This window comes from Halochromatium sp., assembly GCF_054919635.1.
Genome location: NZ_JBUDPI010000141.1, coordinates 1 through 8654 on the forward strand (window position 1 = coordinate 1; position 8654 = coordinate 8654).

General features: G+C 62.9%; 8 protein-coding genes. All 8 read left to right on the plus strand.

Going from position 1 to position 8654, the window contains the following annotated elements:
- Positions 1 to 395 (plus strand): F0F1 ATP synthase subunit B (locus tag ACY693_RS10085; protein WP_462321700.1); only part of this gene is annotated, 395 nt, incomplete at its 5' end.
- A gap of 9 nt (positions 396 to 404) precedes the next feature.
- Entirely contained in the window at positions 405 to 944 is a 540-nt protein-coding gene (locus ACY693_RS10090) for a F0F1 ATP synthase subunit delta (RefSeq protein ID WP_462321701.1), read from the plus strand.
- A gap of 13 nt (positions 945 to 957) precedes the next feature.
- Positions 958 to 2499 (plus strand): F0F1 ATP synthase subunit alpha, encoded by a 1542-nt coding sequence (atpA, locus tag ACY693_RS10095; RefSeq protein WP_462321702.1) that lies wholly within the window; start codon positions 958 to 960, stop codon positions 2497 to 2499.
- Positions 2500 to 2547: 48 nt separating this feature from the next.
- Complete coding sequence (atpG, locus tag ACY693_RS10100; RefSeq protein ID WP_462321703.1) at positions 2548 to 3417, plus strand: F0F1 ATP synthase subunit gamma; 870 nt, start codon at positions 2548 to 2550, stop codon at positions 3415 to 3417.
- A gap of 117 nt (positions 3418 to 3534) precedes the next feature.
- The gene (gene atpD / locus ACY693_RS10105; RefSeq protein ID WP_462321704.1) at positions 3535 to 4911 is read left to right on the plus strand and encodes a F0F1 ATP synthase subunit beta; all 1377 of its coding nucleotides are present in this window, start codon (positions 3535 to 3537) and stop codon (positions 4909 to 4911) included.
- A 29-nt stretch (positions 4912 to 4940) separates the two neighbouring features.
- Positions 4941 to 5366 (plus strand): F0F1 ATP synthase subunit epsilon, encoded by a 426-nt coding sequence (locus ACY693_RS10110; protein WP_462321705.1) that lies wholly within the window; start codon positions 4941 to 4943, stop codon positions 5364 to 5366.
- 173 nt (positions 5367 to 5539) lie between these two features.
- Positions 5540 to 6907: a bifunctional UDP-N-acetylglucosamine diphosphorylase/glucosamine-1-phosphate N-acetyltransferase GlmU gene (gene glmU / locus ACY693_RS10115; RefSeq protein WP_462321706.1), complete on the plus strand. Its 1368-nt coding sequence runs from the start codon at positions 5540 to 5542 to the stop codon at positions 6905 to 6907.
- Positions 6908 to 7024: 117 nt separating this feature from the next.
- Positions 7025 to 8654: glutamine--fructose-6-phosphate transaminase (isomerizing) (gene glmS / locus ACY693_RS10120; RefSeq protein ID WP_462321707.1), on the plus strand; the 1630-nt coding region annotated here is incomplete at its 3' end.

Here is an 8654-nt window from a genome sequence, read left to right on the forward strand (position 1 = left end):
GGCCGCCGATCATGAAGGCGCTGGACGAGCGGGCGACCAAGATCGCCGAAGGCTTAGCAGCCGCTGAGCGTGGCCAGCAAGAGCAAGAGATTGGCCGGCAAAAGGCACTGGAGGAGCTGAAGGCAGCCAAGGCCAAGGCAGGCGATATCGTTGCGCAGGCGCAGAAGCGCTACAACGAGGTCATGGATGAGGCCAAGCGTGACGCTCAGGGTGAGGCGGACCGGATCAAGACCGCTGCCCACGCCGAGATCGAGCAGGAGACCAATCGTGCGCGCGAGGAATTGCGCGAGCGCATGGCGGCGCTGGCCGTGGCCGCTGCCGAGAAGGTCTTGGAAAAAGAGATCGATGCCGGTGCCCACAAGGCGCTGCTCGACTCCTTCGCAAAACAGCTTTAGGACGAGCCGATGGCCGGAGACAGCACAACCATCGCGCGACCCTACGCCGAGGCCGCCTTCGAGGTGGCTCACGCCAATAAGACGTTAGACGCCTGGTCCGACGCACTGAGCAGGCTCTCAGTGATTGTTGCTGACCCTCAGGTCGCGGCACAGATCGGAAACCCGAGCCTCAGTGATCGCGAGCTGGTCGATCTGATCTTTGCGGTCGCCGGTGAGGGGTTGAGTGTCGAGGTCCAAAACCTGGTCCGCTTGCTCGCCGAGAACGAGCGTCTGACGGTTCTCCCGGATCTCGCTCGGCTCTACGAGGCGCGCAAGACCGCGGTCCAGGGTGTGCGGCACATCCAGATCCGGAGCGCTTACGCATTGTCGGCTGCAGAGCAAGACAGCCTCAAGTCATCGCTAAAGGGCCATTTTGGCGCCGAGATCGAGCTGACGGTCGAGAAAGACCCGAGCCTCATCGGTGGTCTCGAGGTGCGCGCTGATGATGTCGTCATCGACGGCTCGGTGCGCGGCAGGCTGCAGCAGCTGGCTAACGAATTGCAATTCTGAACGGGACACCGCCATGCAACTCAATCCCTCCGAGATCAGTGATCTCATCAAACAGAAGATCGAGCAGTTCGACATCAAGACCGAGGCTCGAGCCGAGGGCACGATCGTCAGCCTGACCGATGGCATCGTTCGTATCTATGGGCTGTCTGACGCCCAGTACTACGAGATGCTGGAGTTTCCGAACAACACCTTTGGTCTGGCACTGAATCTCGAGCGCGACTCCGTGGGTGCCGTCATCCTTGGCGACTACACGCATCTCTCCGAGGGCGACTGGGCACGCTGCACCGGCCGCGTGCTCGAGGTGCCAGTCGGCGAGGGGCTGCTCGGGCGTGTGATCAACCCGCTTGGCGCGCCACTCGATGGCAAGGGCCCGATCAAGGCTGAGGGCCAGTCATCAATCGAGAAGATTGCGCCTGGCGTTATCGCGCGCCAGTCGGTCGATCAGCCACTGCAGACCGGCCTCAAGGCGATCGATGCCATGGTCCCAGTCGGCCGCGGCCAGCGCGAGCTGATCATCGGCGACCGTCAGACCGGTAAGACCGCGGTTGCCATCGATGCGATCATCAATCAGAAGGGCACCGGCGTTAAGTGCATCTACGTCGCCGTTGGCCAGAAGAACTCTTCGGTGGCGGCGGTGCAGCGCAAGCTCGAAGAGCATGGCGCGATGGAGCACACCATCATCGTCCATGCCGGTGCTGCTGACTCCGCTGCGCTGCAGTTCATCGCCCCGTATTCGGGCTGTGCGATGGGCGAATACTTCCGCGACAAGGGCGAAGATGCGCTGATCGTCTACGATGACTTGACCAAGCAGGCCTGGGCCTATCGTCAGGTGTCGCTGCTGCTGCGTCGGCCACCAGGGCGTGAGGCCTATCCGGGTGACGTCTTCTATCTGCATTCACGTCTGCTCGAGCGTGCCGCTCGGGTCAACGCCGACTATGTCGAGAAGGCAACCGACGGCAAGGTCAAGGGCAAGACCGGCTCGCTGACCGCGCTGCCAATCATCGAGACGCAGGCCGGCGACGTCTCTGCGTTCGTGCCGACCAACGTGATCTCGATCACTGATGGTCAGATCTTCCTCGAGAGCGACCTGTTCAATGCCGGTATCCGGCCCGCGATCAACGCTGGCCTCTCGGTCTCGCGTGTCGGTGGCGCCGCTCAGACCAAGATCATCAAGAAGCTCGGCGGCGGTATCCGTCTCGCGCTGGCTCAGTTCCGCGAGCTGGCCGCCTTCTCGCAGTTTGCGTCCGACCTCGACGAGGCGACCCGCAAGCAGCTCGAGCGCGGCGAGCGCGTCACCGAGCTGATGAAGCAGCTGCAGTATCACCCTCTGAATGTCGGTGAGATGGCGGTCTCGTTGTTCGCCGCGAATGAGGGCTATCTCGACGACGTCGAGGTCAAGAAGGTGGTCGATTTCGAGCGTGCGCTGCAGAGCTACATGGCCAGCAGCCATAAGGCCCTGCTCGATGACATCAATGCCTCGGGCAAGTATGACGACGAGGTCCAAGGCGCACTGCATAGCGCGCTCAAGGACTTCAAGGCCAATCACACCTGGTAATGCTGGGCCTGGGCCCCTGGCGGGGCCCGCTCACACACGGAGCACGCAATGGCAGGCGCCAAAGAGATCCGCACCAAGATTTCGAGCATCAAGAGCACCCAGAAGATCACCGGTGCGATGGAGATGGTCGCGACCTCAAAGATGCGTAAGGCGCAAGAGCGTATGCAGGCCTCGCGTCCCTATGCAGAGAAGATGCTGCAGGTGATTCGCCATCTGGCGAAGGCGTCACCAGAATATCGCCACAGCTTCATGGCCGAGCAGCGCGAGATCAAGCGCGTTGGCTACATCGTTGTCTCCTCTGATCGCGGCCTCTGCGGTGGCCTGAACAGCAATCTGTTCCGCCGCCTGATCGCCACGATCAAAGAGCAAAAGGCGGAGGGTATCGAGCCGGTCTTCTGCACCATCGGCAGCAAGGCGCTGGGATTCTTCCGTCGCTTCGGTGGCAAGGTCGAGGCCCAGGTCACCCAGCTCGGCGACAAGCCGCACATCGAGGACCTGATCGGCACCGTCCGGGTCATGCTCAATGCCTTTGAGAACGGCGAGGTCGATGCGGTCTACGTCGTCTACAACGAGTTCGTCAATACCATGACCCAGCAGCCGATGATTCGGCAGTTGGTGCCCTTACAAGCCGATGATGAAGCCCGGCCGACCGGACCGATCTGGGATTACATCTACGAACCCGATGCTCGGGTCGTCCTCGACAGTCTGCTGACACGCTACATCGAGTCCCTGGTCTATCAGGCCGTGGTCGAGAACGGTGCTTGCGAGCAGGCCGCGCGTCGCGTGGCGATGAAGGCGGCCTCCGATAACGCCGGCGAGCTGATCGATGAGCTGCAGCTGGTCTACAACAAGGCGCGCCAAGCCGCGATCACGCAGGAGCTGTCCGAGATCGTCGCCGGCGCTGCTGCCGTTGGATAGCGCCGAGCAGGGCTGCGCCCCGGCTCTCGTGTCGTTTTCGCGCTCGCTGCGACGGCAACCCAATTCAGGTAAACACGCCCTTGCGAACAGTCGCGAGGCAGAATAGAGGAATCCGCTATGAGCTCCGGTAAGGTGGTGGAAATCATCGGCGCCGTCGTCGACGTGCAGTTCCCGCGCGACGCGATGCCCAAGGTCTATGACGCGCTTCAGGTCGACTCAACGGGTCTCACCCTGGAGGTGCAGCAGCAGCTCGGCGATGGCATCGTGCGCACCATTGCGATGGGCTCGACCGACGGTCTGAGGCGCGGTATCGATGCCAGCAACACCGGCTCGCCGATCAGCGTGCCGGTTGGTCCTAAGACCCTCGGTCGCATCATGGACGTGCTCGGCAATCCAATCGACGAGAAGGGCGACGTCGGTGCCGAGGATGCCTGGCCAATCCACCGCGAAGCGCCCTCCTTCGAGGAGCAGGCTGGCGCAACCGAGATCCTCGAGACCGGTATCAAGGTCATCGACCTGATCATGCCCATCGCCAAGGGCGGCAAGGTCGGCCTGTTCGGCGGTGCCGGCGTTGGCAAGACCGTTACCCTGATGGAGCTGATCCGCAACATCGGTGCCGAGCACTCGGGCTTCTCGGTCTTCGCCGGTGTCGGTGAGCGGACCCGTGAGGGTAACGACTTCTACCACGAGATGACCGAATCCAACGTCTTGGACAAGGTTGCCCTGGTCTACGGTCAGATGAACGAGCCCCCGGGCAACCGTCTGCGCGTGGCGCTGACCGGCCTGACCATGGCCGAGTACTTCCGCGAGGAAGGCCGTGACGTGCTGATGTTCATCGACAACATCTATCGTTACACCTTGGCCGGTACCGAGGTCTCGGCATTATTGGGCCGCATGCCCTCAGCGGTGGGCTATCAGCCGACCCTCGCCTCGGAGATGGGTGCCCTGCAGGAGCGCATCACCTCGACCCACACCGGCTCGATCACCTCGTTCCAGGCCGTCTATGTGCCCGCGGACGACCTCACCGACCCATCGCCTGCAACCACCTTTGCGCACTTGGATGCAACCCTGGTGCTCTCGCGTCAGATCGCCGAGCTGGGCATCTACCCGGCGGTGGACCCGCTGGATTCGACCAGCCGAATCCTCGACCCGAACATCGTCGGCCAGGAGCACTACGACACCGCTCGCGCCGTGCAGGGTACCCTGCAGCGCTACAAGGAGCTCAAGGACATCATCGCCATCCTGGGTATGGATGAGCTCTCCGAGGACGATAAGCTGATCGTCTCCCGCGCGCGTAAGATCCAGCGCTTCCTATCGCAGCCGTTCTTCGTCGCTGAGGTCTTCACCGGCTCACCGGGTAAGTACGTCGGCCTCAAGGACACCATTGCCGGCTTCCAGGCCATCGTCAACGGCGAGCATGACAGCCTGCCCGAGCAGGCGTTCTACATGGTTGGCTCGATTGATGAGGCCGTCGCCAAAGCGGAGAAGATGTGATCGCACAGCGATTGCGGAGGAACTGAGCCATGGCAATGACTGTTCACGTCGACATCGTCAGCGCGGAGGGAGCGATCCATTCCGGGCTTGCGGCGATGCTCTATGCGCCGGGCGAGATGGGTGAGCTCGGCATTGCCGCTAGGCATGCGCCGCTGATCACTCGGCTGAAGCCAGGTGACGTGCGGGTCGAAGACGAGCACGGCAAGCAAGAGCACTTTTATGTCTCCGGGGGCATGCTCGAGGTCCAGCCGGACATCGTCACGGTGCTCGCCGACACCGCCATCCGCGCCGAGAACATCGACGAGGCCAAGGCCCTGGAAGCCAAGCGTCGAGCCGAGGATGCGCTCGCCGGTCAGACTGCGGAGTTTGAGTACGCGAAGGCGCAGGCCGAGCTGGCCGAGGCCATCGCTCAGCTGCGCGCGATCGAGAAGTTGCGCAAGATGCGCGGTAGCTGATCGGGCCACGCTCTCGCTAGCCCTTGCTGCGACACCCCCGCCTTCGAGCGGGGGTGGCGCGTGTTGGGACCTTGATCATCGCGCGCTCTTTCCGGTGAGCGGGCGCAAATTGATGGGCCTGCGGTATCATCAGCAGATGCGAAGTGCGCTGACTGTTTGAAGAGGATGCATCGATGAAGCTTGGTGTCGTTATTCTCGCCGCCGGCAAGGGCACACGGATGCAATCTGCTCTGCCAAAGGTGCTACATCCTTTGGCTGGGCGACCATTATTGGCCCATGTACTGGACGCGGCGGCTGCCTTGGGTGCAGCGCAGATCGGTGTCGTTTATGGTCATGGCGGACGGCAAGTGCCGGACGCATTCCCCGAAGTCAAGGCGACCTGGGTGGAGCAGGCCGAGCGCCTAGGCACCGGACACGCCGTGCTGCAGGCGATGCCAGCCATGGCCGAGATGGACCGGGTGCTCGTCCTCTACGGCGATGTGCCCTTGATCGAGCCCGAGACCCTCAACCGACTGGTTAGCGATACGGCTGAGACTCGGTTGGGGCTGCTGACGATGACCCTTGATGATCCAGCCGGCTATGGCCGAATCGTTCGCGACAAGAGCAACCGCGTGCTCAAGATCGTTGAGCAGAAAGACGCCAGTGCCGCCGAGCGCGCCATCACCGAGGTCAATACCGGCATCATCGTTGCCGAGCGAGACAGTCTGGCACAGTGGCTCAGGCGGATCGGCAACGACAATGTCCAGCGCGAATACTACCTCACCGACGTCATTGGGCTAGCGGTCGCCGATGGCGTGACCGTCGCAACGACGGCGCCCGAGACCCTTGAGGAGGTTGCAGGCGTCAACGATCGCGCGCAGATCGCCGCGCTTGAGCGTTACTATCAACGCGGTCTCGCCGAGAAGCTGATGCTTGGTGGCACCACGCTCGCCGACCCGAATCGATTGGATGTGCGCGGCTCGCTCAGGTGTGATCAGGACGTCTTCCTCGACGTCAACCTGATCTGTGAAGGCCGCGTACGGATCGGTGCCAACTGCCGCATCGGCCCGAACTGTATCCTCAAGGACTGCACCCTTGGTCCCGGCGTTGAGGTATTGGCCAACTCGATCATCGAGGGTGCCACGGTTGCCGCCGGTGCACGCATTGGCCCCTTCGCCCGTCTGCGACCGGAGTCCGAGGTCGCCGAGGGCTGCCATATCGGCAATTTCGTTGAGGTCAAGAAGTCGCACATCGCTGCCGGCAGCAAGGTCAACCACCTCAGCTACATCGGCGACGCCGAGATCGGCGCTGGCGTCAATGTCGGCGCGGGCACCATCACCTGCAATTACGATGGCGCCAATAAGCATCTGACACGGATCGGTGAGGGCGCCTTCATCGGCTCGAACACGGCCTTGGTGGCGCCGGTGACGGTTGGGGCGGGTGCAACCATCGGCGCAGGCTCGGTCATCAGTCGCGACGCTCCAGCCGAGCAACTGACGCTGACACGTGCGCCGCAGGCAACGATCAAGGGTTGGCAGCGCCCGGTCAAGTCATCGACCTAAGTTGGCCCTAATGACCTGAGCCGCCATTGATGGGGCGAGCAATCTCCAGCGCTGGTGTCTGACGTCTGCTCTAGCAGATCCGCTTGATCTACGTGGTTTGAACAAAGGAGCTTGCCTATGTGCGGCATCGTTGGCGCCATTGCCCATCGTCCGGTCTCACCGATCTTGCTCGAGGGTCTTAGGCGTCTCGAGTACCGGGGTTATGACTCCGCGGGCCTCGCCGTCATTGATGATCAGAGCCAGATCGGTCGTCTGCGCACCCTAGGCAAGGTCTCGCAGCTCAACGCGGCACTGCTGGAGCAGCCGCTTGCCGGGACGCTCGGCATCGCCCATACACGCTGGGCGACGCATGGCGAGCCCTCGACGCAGAACGCCCATCCGCACATGGCCCGCGAGCGCTGCGCACTCGTGCACAACGGGATCATCGAGAATCATGAGCAGCTGCGTCGTGAGCAGACCGCAGCGGGTCACCGCTTTACCTCGCAGACCGATACCGAGGTCGTGGTCCATGCGATCTACGACGCGCTCGACGCCGGCCGTGACCTGACCGAGGCGGTGCGAGAGACCATCACGCGGCTGGAAGGGGCCTACGCCCTTGGCGTGATCGATCGACAGTTCCCCGATCGGCTGCTCGCGGCGCGCCAAGGGAGTCCCTTGGTGATTGGCGTGGGCTTCCAGGAGCACTTCATCGCCTCCGACGTCTTCGCGCTGCTGCCGGTCACCAACCGCTTCATCTTTCTCGAAGAGGGCGATGTTGCCGAGCTGCGTCGCGAACGACTCAGCATCTGGAACGCCCAGGGCGAGCTGGTCGAGCGTCCACTGCGGGAATCCTCAGTCGCAGCGGACTCGGCCGAGCGCGGTCAGTATCGGCACTTCATGCAGAAGGAGATCTTCGAGCAGCCGCGCGCCATTGCCGATACCCTGGAGGGGCGACTCAGCAGCGATGCCGTGCTGCCAGAGGCCTTTGGTGTCGACGCCGAGCGCATCTTTGAGCAGGCGCAGGCGGTGACCATCGTCGCCTGCGGTACCAGCTATCACGCCGGACTGGTCGCGCGCTACTGGATCGAATCACTCGTTGGCCTGCCCTGCAACGTCGAAGTCGCCAGCGAGTATCGTTATCGCAAGCACGTGGTTCCACCGGGCTCGCTCTTCGTCACCATCTCGCAGTCGGGTGAGACCGCCGATACCTTAGCTGCGCTGCGCATCGCCAAAGACAGTGGCTACGCGACCACGCTGGCCATCTGCAACGTGCCCGAGAGCAGCCTGGTCCGGGAGTCTGACCTGGTGCTACTGACCCGCGCCGGACCTGAGATCGGCGTCGCCTCGACCAAGGCCTTTACCACCCAGCTCGTGGCATTGCTGCTATTGACGCTGACGCTGGCGCGACTGCACCGGGCGGCCCTGATTGATCAGCGCGGCAAGGTTGATGTGGCGCAAGAGTTTCATGCAGGGGCCGGCGCTGGTGCAGCAAGTGCAGGGGCAAGGGAAGGCGCAGGTGCAGGTGCAGGCGCAACGGCCTGCGACGGTGCGGCCGAGCAGGTCGCTCTCTTGCGCTCGCTACCGGCACAGCTTGAGCGAGTGTTGGCGCTGGATGAAAAGATCGCGGAACTGGCCGAGCAATTCGTCGAGAAGCACCACTGCCTGTTCCTTGGCCGCGGCGAGGCCTATCCCATCGCGATGGAAGGCGCGCTCAAGCTCAAGGAGATCTCCTACATCCACGCCGAGGCCTACCCCGCCGGCGAGCTCA